14 protein-coding genes and 4 pseudogenes are annotated in these 18,324 nt (G+C 62.2%); 4 read left to right on the forward strand and 14 right to left on the reverse strand.

Translation table 11 applies throughout. The annotated features are described in order from the left end of the window. Positions 1-71 precede the first annotated feature (71 nt). The 6 genes and pseudogenes from RHBS_RS02135 to RHBS_RS02160 form a co-directional block, all read right to left on the reverse strand. Positions 72-2,291: an MMPL family transporter gene (locus RHBS_RS02135; RefSeq protein WP_032375379.1), complete on the reverse strand. Its 2,220-nt coding sequence runs from the start codon at positions 2,289-2,291 to the stop codon at positions 72-74. Then, entirely contained in the window at positions 2,292-2,792 is a 501-nt protein-coding gene (locus tag RHBS_RS30055; protein ID WP_027498230.1) for a hypothetical protein, read from the reverse strand. Between the two features lie 645 nt (positions 2,793-3,437). Continuing rightward, positions 3,438-4,178 (reverse strand): phosphatidylserine decarboxylase, encoded by a 741-nt coding sequence (locus tag RHBS_RS02145; RefSeq protein ID WP_027498232.1) that lies wholly within the window; start codon positions 4,176-4,178, stop codon positions 3,438-3,440. After that, positions 4,178-4,375 carry a hypothetical protein gene (locus RHBS_RS02150; RefSeq protein WP_027498233.1) on the reverse strand — a complete coding sequence of 66 codons (198 nt, stop codon included), beginning with the start codon at positions 4,373-4,375 and terminating at the stop codon, positions 4,178-4,180. The genes RHBS_RS02145 and RHBS_RS02150 overlap by 1 nt, the downstream gene beginning before the upstream one ends. Before the next feature lies 1 nt (position 4,376). Next, complete coding sequence (locus RHBS_RS02155) at positions 4,377-5,615, reverse strand: SDR family oxidoreductase (protein WP_027498234.1); 1,239 nt, start codon at positions 5,613-5,615, stop codon at positions 4,377-4,379. Between the two features lie 344 nt (positions 5,616-5,959). Continuing rightward, positions 5,960-6,663: pseudogene (locus RHBS_RS02160) on the reverse strand (TetR/AcrR family transcriptional regulator). 204 nt (positions 6,664-6,867) lie between these two features. Between RHBS_RS02160 and RHBS_RS02165 the strand changes: the two are divergent. Beyond that, positions 6,868-8,343: an MFS transporter gene (locus tag RHBS_RS02165; protein ID WP_371827903.1), complete on the forward strand. Its 1,476-nt coding sequence runs from the start codon at positions 6,868-6,870 to the stop codon at positions 8,341-8,343. A 16-nt stretch (positions 8,344-8,359) separates the two neighbouring features. Here the strand turns inward: RHBS_RS02165 and RHBS_RS02170 are convergent, their stop codons facing one another. Then, a complete protein-coding gene (locus RHBS_RS02170) occupies positions 8,360-8,914 on the reverse strand; it encodes a PaaI family thioesterase (protein ID WP_027498237.1) in 555 nt (184 codons plus the stop codon). Positions 8,915-9,486: 572 nt separating this feature from the next. Between RHBS_RS02170 and RHBS_RS02175 the strand changes: the two are divergent. Further along, a pseudogene (locus tag RHBS_RS02175) lies at positions 9,487-10,002 on the forward strand (transposase); the annotation flags it as partial. A gap of 31 nt (positions 10,003-10,033) precedes the next feature. On the opposite strand, the gene RHBS_RS02180 reads toward RHBS_RS02175, so the two are convergent. The 6 genes from RHBS_RS02180 to RHBS_RS02210 all read right to left on the reverse strand — a co-directional run bounded on the left by RHBS_RS02180 (position 10,034) and on the right by RHBS_RS02210 (position 16,815). Next, positions 10,034-10,786 carry a TetR/AcrR family transcriptional regulator gene (locus RHBS_RS02180; RefSeq protein ID WP_128644720.1) on the reverse strand — a complete coding sequence of 251 codons (753 nt, stop codon included), beginning with the start codon at positions 10,784-10,786 and terminating at the stop codon, positions 10,034-10,036. 498 nt (positions 10,787-11,284) lie between these two features. Next, the gene (locus RHBS_RS02190; protein WP_032370855.1) at positions 11,285-12,208 is read right to left on the reverse strand and encodes an alpha/beta fold hydrolase; all 924 of its coding nucleotides are present in this window, start codon (positions 12,206-12,208) and stop codon (positions 11,285-11,287) included. Further along, a complete protein-coding gene (locus tag RHBS_RS02195; protein WP_032370854.1) occupies positions 12,198-13,268 on the reverse strand; it encodes a ferredoxin--NADP reductase in 1,071 nt (356 codons plus the stop codon). Before RHBS_RS02195 ends, RHBS_RS02190 begins: the two co-directional genes overlap by 11 nt. Continuing rightward, on the reverse strand, positions 13,265-14,134 hold the full coding sequence (locus RHBS_RS02200) for an SDR family oxidoreductase (RefSeq protein WP_027498241.1): 870 nt from the start codon (positions 14,132-14,134) through the stop codon (positions 13,265-13,267). The genes RHBS_RS02195 and RHBS_RS02200 overlap by 4 nt, the downstream gene beginning before the upstream one ends. Before the next feature lie 39 nt (positions 14,135-14,173). Then, positions 14,174-15,688, reverse strand: coding sequence for an NAD(P)/FAD-dependent oxidoreductase (locus RHBS_RS02205; protein WP_032370853.1), 1,515 nt, complete (start codon positions 15,686-15,688; stop codon positions 14,174-14,176). Positions 15,689-15,846: 158 nt separating this feature from the next. Next, the gene (locus RHBS_RS02210; RefSeq protein WP_027498243.1) at positions 15,847-16,815 is read right to left on the reverse strand and encodes a diiron oxygenase; all 969 of its coding nucleotides are present in this window, start codon (positions 16,813-16,815) and stop codon (positions 15,847-15,849) included. A 130-nt stretch (positions 16,816-16,945) separates the two neighbouring features. Between RHBS_RS02210 and RHBS_RS02215 the strand changes: the two genes are divergently transcribed. Continuing rightward, positions 16,946-17,287 (forward strand): DUF4873 domain-containing protein, encoded by a 342-nt coding sequence (locus tag RHBS_RS02215; RefSeq protein ID WP_027498244.1) that lies wholly within the window; start codon positions 16,946-16,948, stop codon positions 17,285-17,287. A gap of 96 nt (positions 17,288-17,383) precedes the next feature. Here the strand turns inward: RHBS_RS02215 and RHBS_RS30065 are convergent. Further along, positions 17,384-17,591: pseudogene (locus tag RHBS_RS30065) on the reverse strand (integrase core domain-containing protein); the annotation flags it as partial. A 31-nt stretch (positions 17,592-17,622) separates the two neighbouring features. Here RHBS_RS30065 and RHBS_RS02225 point away from each other — a divergent pair. Then, positions 17,623-18,311: pseudogene (locus RHBS_RS02225) on the forward strand (IS30 family transposase); the annotation flags it as partial. Positions 18,312-18,324: the final 13 nt, after the last annotated feature.

Consider the following 18,324-nt stretch of genomic DNA (forward strand, 5'->3'; position numbering starts at 1 on the left):
GCGGCGGTACTTCGCGGCGACGTCACCGAGATCGAGATCCGCGGCGCGGACGGCTCGCTGCTGGCGTCGGCTCAGTTGCCGACCACCTGACGATTCCGCGTACCGGGCCACCAGTTGCGCTCGCCGAAGAGCTTCATCATCGCCGGCACCAGCATCATGCGCACCAGCACGGCGTCGAACAGCACCGCGATGGCAAGAGCGAAGCCGAACTGTTTGAGCTCGAGCACGTCTGCGGTGAGGAAGCTGGCGAACACGGCGATCATGATTGCGGCGGCGGCGGTGATCGGCCTGGCGGTGTGTTCGATGCCGTCGACGACGGCGACGTCGTTGCTCGCTTCCCGCACGAACACTTCTCGCATACGGCCGATGAGGAACACCTCGTAGTCCATCGACAGACCGAAGACCACGGCGAACACCGTCACCGGTAGATACACCTGGATGTAACCCGGGCTCTCGAAGCCGAGAATGCTCGAACCCCAACCCCATTGGAAGACGGCGACGGTGGCACCCAGCGCTGCCCCGGTGACCAGCAGGTTCATGGCGACGGCCTTGAGCGGGATCACCACGCTGCGAAACACGACGGCCAAGTAACAGAGAGAAAAGGCCAGTACCGCGGCGACGACCCAGACGAACTTGCCGGAGATCTCCTCGGATGCGTCGACCACCAGCGCGGTGGTACCGCCCACGGACACGCTGGTGCCGTCCACGTCACCGGCGAGAACTGCCTGAGAACGCAGGGTTTCGACGAGGTCGGCGGCCTCCGTCGAGTCGATCGGGACCGACGGGACCACGATCAGCAACGACCGGCCGCCCTCGGGTTGCGCCAACGCGTAGGCGACGCGATCGTCTCCGCGCACGGAGTTCGCGAACGCGTCGACCGTGGCGATCTGCTGCGGTCCCAATGGACTGTCGTCCTCGCCGGTGAACACGATGGTGATGGGCGAGATGGTGCCGGGCGCGAACTTCTCGGTCAGGACCGTGTTGGCTCGTCCGGACGGTTCCGCGCTCAGCGCCTCGGCACCGAGATCGACCCCGTACGAGATCGAACCGATGGGAACCAGGCAGACGATGAGGACGGCGGCGGATGCGACCGTGTAACGCCAGGGGCGCTCGATGACGTGCTGCGCCCACCGCGACCACCACGTGGGAACTGCGGCGTCGTGCTCGTCGACCGAGGGAGGTTGGAATCGTCGCGGCAGCGACCAGGCCCCGATGCGCGTTCCCAGCACCGCGAGAAGTGCCGGCAGCAGGGTCCACGCGACCACGACGACGGTGGCGATGGTGAGCGCGACGACCAACGAGATGCTCTGCACCGCAGGGACATCGACGATCGCGAGGGCTCCGAGTGCGATCAACACGACCAGACCGGAGATGACGATGATGTGTCCGGCGGTGCCCATGGCCGCCCCCACCGCGCGCTCGGTCCTGTCCGAATCTTCACCGGGTCCGGCCCGCCCGATCTCCTCCCGGAACCGACTGACGATGAAGAGTGCGTAGTCGATTCCCAGACCCAGACCGAACATCGCCGCCACCGTGGTGACGAGAACATCGAAGGTCATCACGTTGGACAGCAACGCGAACATGCCGAACGCCGCCAGCACTCCGATTCCGGTGGTGACCAGCGGCACGATGCCCGCGACCACGGAACCCAGCGCCAGAACCAGCACCACGAAAGCGATGGGCAGACCGATGCTCTCGGCCCGCACGGCGTCCTCGGATTCGACGCGGGTGAGATCGACGGTCATCGGCGAGTAGCCCGTCACCGCCACCTCGACGCCATCACCGGACGCACCGCCGATCATCTCCTGCACGCGTTCGGCCACTGCGATCCGATCGCTGGCCTCTCCGCCGATGCCGACGAATGCGAGCGCCGAGGTCCCGTCGTCGGAGATCGTCGGGACGAATCCTGCGCTCTCGTAGGGGTCGACGACACGCAGTACGTCCGGTGACTGCCTCAGTGACGAGGCGACCTCGGCCACCCGTGCGCGAAAGGCCGGGTTCCGGCTGTCCACCGAATCCGAGGTGAACGTGACGACGAGCTGTTCCGAGCCGAAGGACGCGAAATGCTGCTCGACCAGTTGGTCGGCGCGGCTGGATTCGGTTCCGGGAACGGAGAAGTTGGCCCCCACCAGGGAGTTCTGCAGCGCTGGGTACAGAATCGCGGATCCCACCGCCAGCAGCGTCCAGATCGCCAGCACCACCCAGCGTCGCCGCGCGACCAGTCGACCCCACCGGTCGCCGATGTTTCCGCAGCTCACCTGCGGGTCGATTCGCGAGATCGTGTCGGTCATCTACGTCAACTCCCGGCTGAAGATGCGGTACGTGCGGTGCGGAGCGAGTTTCGTCCGGGACAGGACCGAGCCCTTCATCCACGGACTGTCGTCGAGCACGGGAGCCGCTTCGACGCGCGTGAACCCGAGATCGCGCATACGCACCGACATCTCCATGATCAGCAGAGAGGACACGGCTCGATCGGGGCAATCCGGATCGACGAACAGCATGTCCACCCGCACTCCGTCGATGACCTCCGTGCGACCCGGACGCTTGACGTGCCACAGCGTCACCAGGTCTCGTGCCCAGCGCGACTTCAGGTGCGACGCCTTCGCGGCGGCCTGATTGACGTCCGGGATTCCCATCAGAAAGCCGACGGGCTTGCCGTCGAGTTCGGCCAGCAGGGTGAGCCGACGATCGATGACCGGAAGCATCATCTTCAGCAACTCGAACAGTTCCGTGTAGGACAGCGGCGAGAAGCCCCAGAAGTTCACGAACGTCTTGTTGTAGAGATCCCGCACGATGCGCGCGTCGCAACGTCCGGTATTTCATCGACCGGAACGTCACCTCGGATCGCGCCTTGATCTTCTCGAAGATCTGCATGTGCCGCGCGTATTTGGGGTCGTTGTAGATGATGCACGGGTCGTCGAAAAGGTAACTGTAGAAGTCCTTGACCGCCATCAGACCCCACTTCTCGAAGTGGGCCGCGTAGTAGAGCGGATTGTGCGGCATCCCCACCAGGGGCAGCGCCGGGACCTCGTCGACGACGATGCCTGCGCTGTAGAACATCGACGGACCGAAGGGCCCGGAAATCGTCGCGAGTCCGCGCGCCGAAAGCCAGTGCGCCGCAGCGTCGAGCAGCGCTTCGGCGACGTCGTGATCGTCGACCGCCTCGTAGAAGCCGAAGAAGCCGATCGGCTCCCCCCGTGTACTCGGTGAACGACAGATCGTGGATGGCCACGACGCGACCGACGGCAATCCCGTTCTCGCGAGCCAGAAATGCTTTCGTGACGCGGGTGGCGGCAACCGAGGGCGGCGGTGCGATGAGAATTCGGCCCAGGTCCATCGACTCGTCGGGTAGGCGGTACGGATCGCCTGGTAGACCAGGTCCGAGACGGACTCGAATTCACGCCAACCGGCTTTGCCGTCGACCTCTTCGATCGTGATCATCGTTCCTCTTCGCTCGGTTGTCTGCCGTCGACGAGGATCGGTGAACGCACCACCGTCGTCTCGCCGGCGAACACGTAATTGCCTGGCCGGACAGTGATCTCGTCGACGAGTGCGTCGGGCACGAACACGTCGCACTGAGAACCGAAGCGGATCATTCCGTACTGCTCGCCGCGCTCGACGGTGTCACCGACGGCGACGTGCGCGACGATGCGATCGACCCAGAGATCGGCAATCTGCGTCACCGTCACCACGGCACCGGACTCGTGCTCGATCGAGATGGTGAGCCGCTCGTTGGTGAGCAGGTAGTCGCAGCCCTCGTCGTAGGGAGTGCGCCGGGTCAACAGGTTCGCACCGACTCTGGCCATCGACTTGTTGAACGGTGCCGCGGACCGATGACGACGCATACCGATGGTGCCCGATACCGGAATTCGGTTGCGGTGCACCGAGTATTCGGACATGTAGATCCCGATCAGGTAGCCGCTGTCGGTCGAGGCGACCCCAGCGATCTCGTCGAGGACGATCGTCCGCCCCTTCTTGACGGCGAACGCGGCACTGCCCGCCTCCACACGCTTGACGTACGTGACGAACCCGTCCGCCGGAGCGAGCACCGCCCGCGGATCGGCCGGCGGTTCGCGGTGCGGATCGCGGAAGAAGAACCGGGTCCGCCAGTACACGAACAACGCGAAGAGAGCCGCCGGCACCGCAGCGAGGCCGAGGGCCCACCGACACCACGACATCAGCTGTGCCGCTGTTCGTCGACGCTCTCCGACCAGGTCACGAAGGCATCCGCTGCCCAGTTCCGCACCGGGCCGGGCAGCAGTCCGATCAGCCCACACACCACGTAGAAGCCGAGCGAGAGAACGCCGTTGGTCACCTCGCGGCCGATGGGTACGTCCCGTAGGCGCACCGAGGTGGGCTCGAATCCGTCTGCCACGTCAGTTGACGGCGGCGGGCGTGAGCGTCTTGAGCTGTGCTTTCTCGAAATAGAGCTCGAACAGTCGGCGGTGGTCGCACCACGAGATGTCGTGGTCGAGTGGGAGTATCGCCTCGGGCTTGTGCACCAGGCGCATGAGCTGGTCGATGTTGTCGGCCAGCATCGTCTCGGCGAAACGAGGAGAGATACGCACGCTGACACGCTCCTTGAACTCCTCCCAGCTCACCAGATCGAGCCCGAGCAGCTCGGCGTAGAGGTCGTGCCCGTATCCGGTGGGATTGCTCGGCAACAGCCTCGTCAGAGGATGACTGCGCAACGAGTTGCTCGCCATGACGTCGCACATCACGTCGACCGGGACGTAGTTCATGCCCGGGCCGTCCCAGATGGCACCGGCTGCGATCGCCAGTTCGATGATGCGCCAGAAGCTGTACACGCGACCGGGATCTCGGCCGAGCTCCGTGCTGCCGAGGATGTACGGAGCCTCGCACAGAGTGACGGAGTAGGTGTCCGACATCGACAGCCATCCGAGCAGAGTTGCGTTGACCCACTTCATCTGCGCGTATCCGGAGTACCACCACGAGTCGGGACGACGGAAGTCCTCGGGCTTCTGATAGAGGTGGGCACCGATGCTGCCCACGTACGTCAGGTGCTTACGGGCGGAGGTGATGCTGAATTCCAGGATCCGCAGCACGCTGACGAACCAGTCGTCGCGCAGTTCGGCATAGCTCTCGGTGTAATCGGTGGAGCTGGCGCAGTTGAAGATCTGCCCCACTCCGGCAGCCAGGTCGTAGTAGGCGGCCTTGTCGAGGCCGAACCGGAACGTCGTGGGAGTGCCCTCGACGATGCGAATCTTGTCGGCGTCGACCTCGATCTCGTACTGGTCGAAGGTGCGCTGCAGGCGCTCGAACGCCGTCTCCTCCTCGGTGGGGCGCACCATCGCATAGACGACCTCGACGGCGGAATCACGAGTGAGTCGGCCGATCAGGTGCGCGCCGAGGAATCCGTTGGCTCCGAACACCAGCGCCGTGTCGGTGCGCGGCGGTGCCATGCTCGCCACCCGGCGTCGGGTGTCCTCGTCGACGAACGGCCGCAACGCGGTCGGATCACCGTTGCTCAGAGCGACGACGTCGGCGTACTTGCCGGCGAAGCGAAGCCCCGTGCATTCGCTGGTGATCAGTGCATCCGCGTGCGGCCAGACCGGACGCAACGAACCATCTCCGAACAGTGCTTCTACGTGCATTCTCGCTCCCCTGCAACGATCGGTGTCCCATGTCACTTCGGACCGGCAGAACGTAGCAATTTCGAGGGCTCGAGATCGGGTGACCGGGAAAGTCTGGTACGCCCCATAGCGTTGCTCAACTTTTGTTGAGAGGGTTCCCAACAGAACACAGTCGAACGGGCGGATTATTGGAGCAGATTACGACCGATTCGCGTTCCTCGTGTCAGTTTCAGAAGACGGCTGCACGATGTCAGAAGTGCACTGCAGTGCAACTCCGAGTTCTCGAGCACACGTCCGGCCGTATCCAGTGAGCGCTGCGATCCCTGACTGGATAGCGCATTGATGGTGAAATTTCGCATCAAGTTTTATTGGCCGTCGGTGAGCTGCGGGTCTAGCGTCGCGGCCGGCCGTGGACGGCTGTGGTCGCGCGAAGTGCTCGATCGGACACTTGCGGCATGGGCGGCGAGAAAGTTGTCGACGATTTGGATGCAGTCGTCGGCGTGGATGTGGCGCAGTCCTGTGAGGCGAGCGAACACTATCGGTCCGAGGAGCTGAATGAGGCGAAGGTGGTGTCGATCTCGCCGAGTACAGCGCGAGCGTCAGGGGCCGTCAGGATCTGATCCAGGGACCTGCGGTATTGCTCTATGACACGGGCCCGAAGCGAGACCACCGCGCCAGGATCGAGATCGCGCCGGCTGGCGTCGCCGCTGTTGACGGGTCCCATTGCCAGCCAGGCCAGCGTGGTCATCTGCACCGGAGCTTGGTCGATGAGGTCGGCTTGGGTGGTGAGCAACGAAATCAGACGTTCACGTAGCGGACCGGTATCGATATCGGTGTCGACTGGGGGTAGTAGTCGCTCGAAGGTTGCAGCAAGCAGGTCAGTGGTACTTCCGAAGTGGCGGTACAGAGTGGCACGTGCAACCTTCGACATGCGGGTGACCGCCTCCACGGTGACCGCCTCGACACCGCCGGTGGACAGCAGCTGGCCCGCCGCTTCGAGCAACCGGTTACGTGAGCGCGCCAGCCGGGGGTCGGCCGGGCCCTCGGCTGCAACGAGAGGGTCGACCATGAACGGGCTCCGCTCCATTTTGACTGACAAAACATGTCCTCGCTTGACCATTCTGTCACACCCGCAAAGTTATGATACTAATAGTCTCGTACCGAGACGATCAGTCTCTAACTGGGAGGCTGGCCGTTGAACGAACGTAGATCCGACTCTGCCAGCGTCGCTCGATGGAGCGGTGCCCAGTGGTGGATGTTGATTGTGTCGTGCATGGCGGTCGCGTTGGTGGTGGCCGCAATGGCGGCATTGTATTCAGCGTTGCCACAGATCGCGGTCGCGACAGGGGCGACGCAAGCTCAACTGACCTGGATAGTCGACGGTTATACGCTGGTATTGGCGTGCTTCGTTCTGCCTGCCGGTGCGATCGGTGACCGGTACGGTCGCCGCGGGGTGCTCGTGGCGGGGTTGGCGTTGTTCGCTTTCGCGTCGGCCTTGCCCTTGTTTCTCGCCGACCCGGCGTGGCTGATCGCTGCTCGCGCGTTGGCTGGGGCGGGTGCGGCGCTGGTCATGCCCTCGACGCTGTCGATACTGACCGCGGGATTTCCACCGGCGCATCGCGGCCGCGCTGTAGGTGTGTGGGCCGGGGTTGCTGGATCCGGGGCGGTCCTGGGCATCCTCGGGGCTGGTGTGCTGCTCGAACAGTGGTCGTGGACCTCGGTGTTCGTCGGGTTGACCGTCGCCGGAGCGGTTCTGGCCGGGTTGGCATGCAGTATCGCGGAGTCCCGCCAGCAGGAGCATCCACCGGTCGATTGGGTGGGCGCGGTGACCGTAGTTGTCGCGGTCGGGGCGATCGTCTTCGCTGTGATCGAGGTTCCGGCCCGTGGCTGGTCGGATTCGCTCGTCGCCATCAGCACTGCGGTGGGCTTGTTCGCAGTTGTGGTGTTCGTCGTCGTAGAACTACGTTCCTCGGCACCCCTACTCGATGTCCGGTTGTTCGCCCGCCGTGGCTTCGGTGCCGGCGCACTGTCGGTCTGTATCCAATTTCTGGTGACCTTCGGGGTGTTCTTGCTGTTGGTGCAGTATCTGCAGTTGATTCTCGGTTATGGACCGCTCACCGCCGCGTTGGCGTTGACCCCTATGGTCGTGCCGCTCATCGTGATCTCGGTGATTGCACCCTGGCTGTCGAACATTGTTGGCCTGCGGGTGATGACCACTGTAGGTCTGCTCACCATCGCGGCGGGACTGGTGATGGTGAGCAGATTGACCGTCGCGGCAACTTACCCTGACCTGCTGTGGCCCTTGCTCATCATGAGTGCGGGTTTGGGGTTGTGTACCGCCCCTGCGACTTTCGCCATCGTCTCGGACACTCCTGAGGCCAAGCACGGGGTGGCTGCCGCGGTCAACGACGCAGCTCGCGAAATCGGTGCCGCGATTGGGATTGCGGTAGCCGGTAGCGTGCTCGCGGCCGGTTACGTTCAGCACATTCAGCCGGCTCTGCCCCAGCTACCCGAGCCTGCCCGTGGTCCGGTGGCCGATTCTCTGGCCGCCGCGTTGCAGGTCGCCGACCGCGCAGGACCAGCTGGTCAGCCGCTGGCCGAGTTCGCCAGAGCCGCATTCGTACACGGAAGTGGTCAGGCGACGCTGTCGTTGGCGGCGCTGACCGCCGCTGGGGCACTCGTCCTCGCCGTCTTTGCGCCAGGTAGACGCAGCCGTACGACAGCCACCGCGGGTGACGGACGTCGGTGAAGGTCGGCCAGGGTGTCTATTCTTCGGTGTGATTCGTGTCTGTGGCCCGGAGTTGGGCTCGGGCTTGGGACTGCATGAAGTGTTCGACCTCGACCACCACGAACAGGGCAGTAGCGGTGGCTACCGAGCGGCCCTGCGCATCGTCCATCGTGGCCGTGAGATCCAGTTTGCGCCCATCACGAGACCGAACGGCAGCACGCAATACGTATGGAGTGCCGAGCAGAACCGGCGCTAGGTAGTCGAGCTCGAGACGCCGCGTCACGGCGAGCTCACCCACTGTGTAGAGCAGGAAGCCGAACAGATCGTCGAGAACGGTCGCCACCGCGCCGCCGTGTGCTATCCCGGGTGCCCCGACATGACGTTGATCGAACACATGGTGAGCCACCACGCCGTTCTCGTCACGCTGGACCGACAGGGCATGGCCGTGCGGGTTCTGCGGCCCACAACCAAGACAGTCGGGGTGGTGGGGCGGTAGATCAGGCGAATCGAAACTCGTGCTCCAGAACGAGCGCGCCCAGTTCTCGATAGCGGGGCCGGCCGACCCGCTGACCTCGTCTGGAATTCTTTTCATGGTCGGACCTCTCTGTCGTGAAAACATTGTGCCGAGTCTGTCGCGTCTTCGTGCGCTCGGCCTGCACCGCTGTTAGTTTCGAAAGATAAACTGCACTATGTCAGAAGTGAACCGCACTAAAGGATCGACCAAGCCGACATAGCTTTAAAGAGAGAAGTGATCTGCCGCGAGGATTTCGGACCTGGAGATGACTATTCTGAGGCCGCGTTTGCGGACTGCCCGTAACTGAGTTCTTGTCTAGGGAACATTCCAGCCACCACGAAGGGCATCTCGCGAATGCAACTATCTCACACCCGACCTGCCTCGGCCGAATGCTGCGACGACCCCAATCTCTGCCGCTCCGCGGCGGCAGGCGAGGCCCGCGCGCCTCGCATCAAGATGACCGCGCTCTGAGGTCGATTTGTTGCGCCCAACGCTTGAAGGAGCGCGTCCAGCGCGATGTCCTCGTTATCGAATATCAAGATTGCATGGAGGTCGTCGCGGAGTGCGCAGCGGGCGCAGAAACGGGATCGGTAGCGTTCGCCTTTCGTGGTTGCAGGCGTTCGCAGCGCAGGTCGAGCGCGATGCCGGGCGCACTCTTGGCGTTGATCGCGGAGTTGAACCGTCAGATCGGCGACCTCGAAGCCGATCTGACCCGCCATTTTGAAACACACCCGGACGCTGACACACAACGCCGCCATCTACCTCTCCCTGCCAGGAATCGGTGTCATCCTCGCCGCCCGGGGCTCGGTGAATTCAGCGACGACGTCGACCGCTACACCAACGCCAAGTCTCGCAAGAATTACGCCGGTACGTCACCCCTGACAGTTGCGTCGGGCAAGAAGCGGGCCGTACTGGCTCGACATATCCGCAACCGGCGGCTCTACGATGCCATCGACCGGTGGGCGTTCTGCGCCCTCAGCCAGAGTCCGGCCGCTCGCGCGTTCTACGAACAACACCGTGCTACCGGAGACCTCCACCACCAAGCGCTCCGCGCACTCGCCAACAGACTTGTCGGGCTCCTGCACGGGTGCGTACGCCACTGCACCGAATACGACGAACACACCGCTTGGGCATACCGCACCGCGCAACAACCCGACGCAGCTTGACAAGGTACAATTCTGGGATATCTAGGGTGATTCAGTCCATTTTGTGGCGGGACGCGAAACCGGGATGGCTGAATGGCAGACTGCGTGAGAAGGCCACGCCTACGGTTGCGGCCGCGCCGTCGATGATTCCCCACGTCGTCTCTGATAGGTGTGCGGCGAAGAACGTATCGTCCACCCCTTGCTCACGACCGTTGTCGATCCACCACTGAGTCGCAGATAGACCAGAACCCAGAATGGACGCCACGGCCAAGGGAATGACCGAAGTATCTGCGTGAACACGCTGAAGACTTTCAGTGAACCGATCGGCGACGACCTCCATCACCGACCTCAGTTCGTCAGCAACTCCGCCATTTCCCGATCCGGAGTACTGAAACAAGTGATTCGCCATAAGGAATCTGACGACAGTGGGATACTGCCCGACGATCGTGACGTAGCTCTGGACGGACGAGCGAACCATGTCGTCAACCGAAAGATAATCTTGGTCGGCGAGAATAGTGGCTTTCGCCGAATCCCACATCAACGCACCGAGTTTCGCCGCCACCGCCGCGTTCAAGCCCGCTTTGTCGCCAAAGTAGCGGTACAGCTTTGGTTTAGATACACGGGCCTCCGCAGCGATGTCGTCCATGCTGACGCCTGCACCATACCGTTCGATGATCCGTATGGTCGCGTCGACCAGCTGCGCGCGTACCTCGACTCTATGCTCATCCCAGCGGGTGCTACGGGCATCGGTAACTCGACGCTGCACCTGAGATGGAGTAAATGAAACGCGGCGGACGAATGACATTGTGGGGTTAACAATACCCTGAAGGGTCCTCTCAAGCGAGTCGGGCTGGAGAGCCGTTCGCTGAAACCTCTCGGTTCGCTCGCAGCGGTTCGGCACCCTCCCTCAAGCAGCCGATCGGCCGCCGGATCGCACCGTGTCGATCACATACACCGGCGGCACGACCGGAAAGCCGAAGGGAGCCATCGGCAGGCTTCGGCATTGTTCACGATGACGCAGATTCAACTCTCCGGAGTGAGAATGGCCGGGTACCCCAAATTCTCGTTGTGCACCCCGCTGTTGCGGGGCTGCGTTCTTCGTACCGACCCTGACGAAAGACGGCCCGATGATGGTGCTGCCGAAGTTTTATCCGCCGAGGTGCTGCGCACCATCGACGAAAAAAGATCACCGTGGCGATGCCATCGATGCTGTACGCCTCGATGGACCCCTCCCAACTCGGACACGCGCGGCCTGTCGACGATCGTGGCCGTCTCACGAGCTCATGTGTGTCCGGTCGACGGTTCAAAAGCCATCGCCTACCGTGGCTGCGTCCAATCGGGCCGCTGCTTCGTTGAAATAGGTTGGCGCCTCCATGTTGATCATGTGACCGATCTGTGGCAACGCCACGAACTCATGCAACCGGCGGCGCTGCTGCAGTCGGTCGGCGAGATCAATGGAATGAACCGCGGGTGTCAACTTGTCGGCCGAGCCCACGATCACGGTCGTCGGAACCGTAAGTGAGTCGATTCCTTTGCTCACATCGATGGTGGCCAGGACCCTGCCCCACATTCCCCGAACCGCAGGGGGGCACCGCAGTACTATGTCGGAACACTCAGCCACAACGTCTGCTGGCGCGTGTGGACCCATCGTCCCGTATTTCACCAACCGTCGGTTGAAGCGAGTGTCAAGCATCTCCGGTCCCGCGGTGGCGAGCCCGGCTGCGAAGGCCCGCTCCAGTGAGGCGCGGAATCGACGTGGCGACCCAATTAGCGTCGATTTACTCACCAACTGCGAGGGGCCGGTACTCGCCAAGACGGCACCGCGGGATAAGACGGGCACCGACTCCGGGTGCTCGGCAGCCCAACCCATGATGGACATCCCGCCCATACTGTGACCGGTCACCAATGCCTTACGATTAGACGTGACGACAGCGCGCAAGACAGCCTCGAGATCGTCGCCGAGCACCGACGAAGAGAAGGGCGCGCGACCCCGGTCGCTCCAGCCATGCCCTCGTTGGTCATACACCACCACACGGTGTGTGGTGGCGAAGTGCTCGATCTGAGGTCTCCAGAACCGACCTTGGCAAGCCCACCCGTGGCTGAACACCAGCAGCGGCGCATCATCACCGAGCCCGTACTCCTCGACAAACAGCCTCGTGCCGTCACTGGAGAGAACCTCCCGCGACCGCCGCGACAATAGGCCAGCTTTCGAGGAGTCAGAGGTCATCGAAACTCACCGTCACAGCGTCGGTGAGCGGAAGTGCCTGGCACGCGAGTCGCTCGCCGTCCTCAATGTCGTCGTCTACGAGGATGTTGTTCTGCACCATCTCGACATCGCCATCGATGAGCTTGCACACACACGCGCTGCATGCGCCCTCTCGGCACGAGTACGGGGCATTGTGCCCTCGCGAGAGCAGCACATCGAGCAGAGGCGTGTTACGTGGCCACTCCGTGGTGATGCACTCTCCGTTCAGGTAAACCGTGGCCGTAGCTACACCCTCGTCGTCACTGAGTCGACGCAGTGTTGCGGTGTCGAACGGGTCACCCGTCAGCGACTGGAATACCTCTCGATGTACATCCGAATGATCCACTCCGCATGCGGCGGCAGAGCTTTCCACAAGATCCATGAAAGGGGAAGGCCCGCAGGTGAAAATTGCCGATCCCTTGTGTTCACGAATAATCTTTTCTACAGCCTCTGATGTGGGAATCCCGTTCTCCGACTCAAGCCAGTCAACCAAAGTGAACCGCTCGGCGAATTCAGATCTAATCTGCTCAAGCTGGCACTCGTACATGATCGAATCGGAGTCACGGTTTGCGTAGAACAGGACAACTTCCCCACTGCCCGACACCAGAGCCGACTTCACCAGCGACAGAACCGGAGTGATGCCGCTTCCGCCAGCGAAGAAGAGCAAGTCGACGTCGAGGCTCTTAGCGGTAAACTTTCCCGATGGCGTGAGGACGGTCACCTCCATGCCGATGGAAACGTTGTCACACAACCAGTTCGACGCATACCCCCCAGCGGTGCGCTTCACCCCGATCTCGAGGCGGAAGTCATCGACATGAGGCGAACTGCTCAGCGAGTAGCATCGTGCGACGTGGCCCGTCTGGTCGGACGGGATCTTCAACGTAATGAACTGCCCGGGTAGATGCTTGAAATCGTCGACGATCTCGTCAGGCACTTCGAAGGCGATGCTCACGGAGTCCTTGGTCTCCTGCACGACCTCCGACACGGTCAGCGTTCGCGATCGCGCGGTGGTGCCCGGCCGATTCTCCTGTTCGAGGGTCATTTGATGATCCCCCGCTTACGAGCCAAGGCGTAGCCCGCGCGTGTGACAGGCGCAGAGATGTCCTGGTAGCGCGGACCGACAACGCGTGCGACAAAGTCGAAGCCACGTGCGTCTGCGCCGATCAGCACTCGGGGCTTCTTCTTGTCCATTCCCTTGAGGATGGCGCACGCAGCTTTCTCCGGAGTGGTCCTGGCGATGTTGTTGAACATCGAGGCAATGGTGGCGGTATCTGCCCCCATATCGGATACACCACGAGCGTTGTTGACGATATTAGTCTTGACGCCGCCGGGGTGAACGCATGTCACCGTGACCGGATGCCGACTGATTTTCATCTCTTGCCGAAGCGCTTCGGTGAAGCCACGCACACCGAACTTCGCGGCGTTGTAAGCGCTTTGACTGGGGATCCCGACCAGACCGAAGACGCTGGAGGTGTTTACCAGATGACCATCACCAGAGGCGATCAGATAAGGCAGGAACGCCTTGGTCCCGTTGACGACACCACCGAAGTTGATGCCCATCAGCCAGTCGAAATCCTCCCAGGACATGTCGACAACGTCGGCGCCGAGGGCGACGCCGGCATTGTTGAACACCATGTTGACGCGCCCGAAAGACGACTGCACGCTCTCTGCGTAAACCTGGAACGCAGCACGATCTGCCACGTCCAACACCGCGGTCTCCACGGTCGCACGATGCGCGGTACGGCACATGTCCGCCGTCTCCTCGAGATGCACTTCGTCGACGTCGGACAAGGCAAGGCTGGCCCCGCGTTCGGCCAGTTGGAGGGCAAGGGACCGACCGATCCCTGAGGCGGCTCCCGTGACGACTGCGACCTGGGTCGCGTAATTGCCTGCTGTCGAACTACTCACTGTCGGATACTCACTTCTCGATGACCTACGGTTGGATTGTCAGGCGATCTCGTACTCGGCGGGATCGAAGTCTTTCGTCGCTCGCCAGTACTGCCAGGTGAACCCGGGCCACACCGTACGGTTGACACCTTGCGAGTCCAGATACCAACTCGTACATCCGCCGTTGGTCCACACGCCCTTGGCGAGCTTGTGTTGGATGCTCTTGTTGAAGTGTTCTTGAACCTCGGCCCGCACATCAACACGCTCCGCACCTCGACTGTCGACGGCGTCGATGGCCTTCATGATGTACTTGATCTGCTGCTCGATCATGAACACGACAGAGTTGTGCCCAAGACCCGTGTTAGGTCCGAGCAGGAAGAACAGGTTCGGGAAGCCCTCGGTGGTGATGCCGAGGTGGGTATTGATGCCCGTCCGGTGCCAGTGCGACGGCAAGTCCTCGCCCCGAGCGCCCTTGAGCGCGAGTTGATCGAACCCGTCCGTGACATGGAACCCTGTGGCGTAAATGATCACATCCACAGGGTGTGACACGCCGTCAGGGGTGACGATCGAATCGGCAGTGATCTTTTCGATCCGATCGCTGATCACTGTCGTGTTGGGGGCGGCGAGCGCAGGGTAGTAGTCGTTCGATCCCAGGATGCGCTTGCATCCGATGCGGTAGGACGGCATCAGCTTCCGGCGGAGCTCGGGGTCGGTGATAGAACGCTCGATGTTCCATTTCGCCACCTTTTCGATCGGTCGCATAAGGTTGGAGTGGCCGTTAAGCCCGAAGGCCAGGCTCTCTGCGCCCCAGTAGACCGACCACCGAGCGAGGCGGCGAGTAATAGGGATCTTGCTGAGCAGCGTCCGAAGTACCGGCGGCACCGCGAAGTTCTTGCGTGGAAGTACCCAAGCCGGGGTTCGCTGGAAGACCGTGAGTGTGCCGGCGTCCTTCTGCACGAACGGCACGAACTGAATCGCGCTGGCACCGGTGCCAATGACGGCCACCCGCTTGCCCTGGAGATCCACCGTGTGGTCCCACTGTGCCGAATGGAACGCCTGACCGGCGAACTCGTCGATTCCGGGGATATTCGGAAAATTCGGGATGTGCAGAGCGCCGACACCGGACACGATGTACTGCGCGACGTACTCCCGGCCCGACTCGGTACGCAGGTGCCACCGAGATTCGGACTCGCTCCAGTATCCGGAGACCAACTTCTGCCCGAAGTGGATCTTCTGAGTGACACCACGCTTGTTGGAGATATCTTTCAGGTACTGCTCGATTTCGGGCTGCGAGGACCACACCTTCGACCAGCTACCGCGACTCTCGAACGAGTAGGAGTACATCAGTGACGGTACGTCGCACGCGCATCCCGGATAGGTGTTGTCGCGCCACGTCCCACCGACGGAGTCGGCCTTTTCTAGAACGATGAAATCACTGTACCCGCGTCGTCGGAGCTGGACGGCCATACCGAGGCCAGAGAAGCCGCTGCCGATGATGAGAACTTTGGTAGTGATGGGCTCGGTTATTCCCGGGTCTGTCGCCGTGGCGGCGGACTTGGCGTTGGAGGACGGCATTGTGAAAAACTCCTGATCGAATGCAGAAAACGGACCCGCACGGCGCGCCGTGACGCGTGGCAGGTGTGGGAATGTCATCCGCCCAAGCCCACGAACCGAGGAATCCGGTCGTGGGGTCGAGGAATGGGCTGTGGGACGCGCGGACCGGCTCGGGCGTGTTAGCGCAGATCGTCGGGCAGGCTGCGCGTTGCGCGCCACATCGCCATCGTGAACTTCCCCTCCATCATTCCGGCCTCGTGGAAGAATCGGATCATCGGCTCGGACATGAACTGCAAGTTGACGCGATAGTTCGGGCTCGTCTGCTGCGCCCACAGGCCGCGCAGACGGCTGATTCCGACATCGGGATATACCTTCGGATTGATGAGCAACGGGTATGCAAAGTTCGCAATGGCCGCCAACGTGCCTCTATGCCAGGCGCGCGAGATGCGTCCGCGACGCTGCATCCCTTCCACCATTTCCAGCCGCGCGAACGTGATGTGACGGGCCTCTTCGAGAACGTGGATCTTCATGAGCTGGCGCAGCTGCGGCTGCATTTTCGGGTCATTCATCGCCTCGCGCTGAGCGCGGTCGAGGATCTCCTCGATGAGCAGAGTCGCGCCGGACACGGACGGGCCGAGAGGCACAAAGTGCAAGATCTTCGCGATGCTCAAGAACCCCTTCGGCAACTTGTACGGTGCCAGGCCCGTCTTGTTGATCAGTCGGGCGAACATCGTCGAGTGACGTGCCTCGTCGCCGATCTCGTTAAGGGCGTAGAGGGACCTTTGATCTGTCAGGGCGCCTTTGGCGGATGTTCGGAGCAGCGCCGAGCTGAGCAGATTCTCCGCGTAGATACCGAAGCTGAGGATGCTGACGATTTCGTGGCGCCCGAGTTCCGCCTTTTGCTCATCGCTCATTCTCTCCCACAGCTTGGTGCCGTAGAGCGAGACCCGATGCTCTGGCAGGTAGTACTTTCCTTCCTCCCAGGGTGAGTCCCAATCGATGTCGATCTCCGCGTCATAGAATTTTTCGGCCGCCGCCCGCAGCAGTCGGCCGGCAGATCTCTGCATGTCGACGGGCTTGCGGGCGCTGACACGCGCAGCGCCTTCCGTTGAGACGTCGGGCTTGGTCTCCACATTTTGAACGGTCATGTGACCTCCGTTGCGTTCCGGGCCGAGCTGAGTCTCGACTTCATACCCGTACTCCGGGTACCAGATACTGATAGTGTCTGCGCCAATGCGTTCTTTTGTCAATGTTCGATGTGAAGAAAGTGAGCCTTGCGTGTCTGACGACCACGATCTCGACTACTCCGGCGAGGGCACCTTGGTGTGCCGTGGCAAGGAGATTGCTGTCGGGGTGAAGATCAAAGGCTATTTCCAGCCCCTCAACGGCTTATACACCTGGTACGGCAGGATCGACAAGAATGATGCGCTCCACGCCGCCCTCTCGGGAAGGCGCACGGTTGCCGTCTTTGCGACACCAGAGGGACGCGCCGAGTGCGTCGTGGGCGACCCTGATTTCTGGGACCGCTATCGCATCTCGGGCACGAGCAGACCGCCGTACCACATCCCCACCACGCTCGAGGAAGTTGAGTCGATAGCAGAGAGTGAACATCAGGGTTGACCGACCCGCTTTGCGCCCTGGGCGTTCCCCAGCATCCAGTCCGATAGCGCCCAGGCGGGTGAAGCAACGCCACCAGACAGCCGATTCTTGACTGCGGTAGGCCTTCTCGAATTCGTCTGGTGTGAGGTAGTCGAGGGTGCTGTGGGAGGCGGCGTTGGTTGAACCAGTCGACCCATCCCATCGTGGCGAACTCGACATCGTCGATGGTCTTGAGCGGGCCGTTCAGGAACGGGCTTCTCTTCGATACTGCCTCGGTCTTGAACAACCCAATTGTGCTCTCGGCCAACGCATTGTCGTACGCATCCCGACACAGCGGATCGATGCCGCAATCCCCTCGCAACGCTGCCACCCGCGACGGCAAGCTCGAGTACCGCACATCAGTGGCGCAATGGAAAGCCGATCTTGCGGCAAGGCGACCCAAGGTAGCCAAACTCGTTGAACACGAACCTCTTCGAGAGTACGTGCAGGAAGTGCTCTCGGGCGTGATCCGCGACGAAAACGGTGAGGTCTGATCATCGGGCTGGGCAGGTCCGCAGTGGGTACGCTTGTCGAACGCACCAGCAGATTCACCACGTTGCTGCATCTGCCACGTAAGGATGGGTACGGGGATGCGCCCCCGGTGAAGAACGGGCCGGCGTTGTCCGGTTACGGATCGGAGTCGGTCCGCGATGCACTCCAGCTGCGATGACACCGCTGCCGGAGCACCTGCGCAGATCGGTGACCTGGGACCGCGGCGGAGCTTGCACGTCATGCGGAGTTGACCGCAGAAACCGGGATCCGTGTGTACTTCTGCGACCCGTACAGCCCCTGGCCGCGAGGAACGAACGAAAACACCAATGCATTGCTGCGACAATACTTTCCGAAGGGAACCGATCTCGCTCGATACCGTCGAAGTGACGTTCAGGCCGTGACGGATGCACTCAACAACCGCCCGCGCAAAACACATGGGTGGCGAACCCCAGCGGAAGTGCTTGCAGAGCAGATACGCTCGGCTTCACGGCACTGTGTTGCGACGACAGGTTGAATCCGCCCTGACG

Source organism: Rhodococcus sp. BS-15 (genome assembly GCF_000813105.1).
In the GTDB taxonomy this organism is placed as follows: Bacteria; Actinomycetota; Actinomycetes; order Mycobacteriales; family Mycobacteriaceae; genus Rhodococcoides.